The organism is Saezia sanguinis (assembly GCF_003991585.1).
GTDB lineage: Bacteria > Pseudomonadota > Gammaproteobacteria > Burkholderiales > Burkholderiaceae_C > Saezia > Saezia sanguinis.
The window spans coordinates 1-241 of sequence record NZ_PQSP01000189.1 but is presented as its reverse complement, the minus strand read 5'-3'; the positions used below and the strand labels follow the sequence as shown (position 1 = coordinate 241).

The 241-nt window shown below is 38.2% G+C and carries 1 pseudogene; it reads left to right on the top strand.

Going from position 1 to position 241, the window contains the following annotated elements:
* Nucleotides 1-241, top strand: a pseudogene (locus CUZ56_RS15440) (GDP-mannose 4,6-dehydratase); the annotation flags it as partial.

Here is a 241-nt window from a genome sequence, read left to right as displayed (position 1 = left end):
TCTTAAGGCGATAGAAAGCGTTTTCGAGAAATATCAGCCTGATGCAGTGATGCATTTGGCGGCAGAAAGTCATGTCGATCGTTCTATTTCTGGAGCAGCTGATTTTATTCAAACCAATATTGTTGGTACTTATACGTTGTTAGAGGTTGCTAAGAATTATTGGCATACCTTAGACTAAGCTAAAAAAACGATCTTTCGATTCCACCATATTTCTACAGATGAAGTGTATGGGGATTTATCC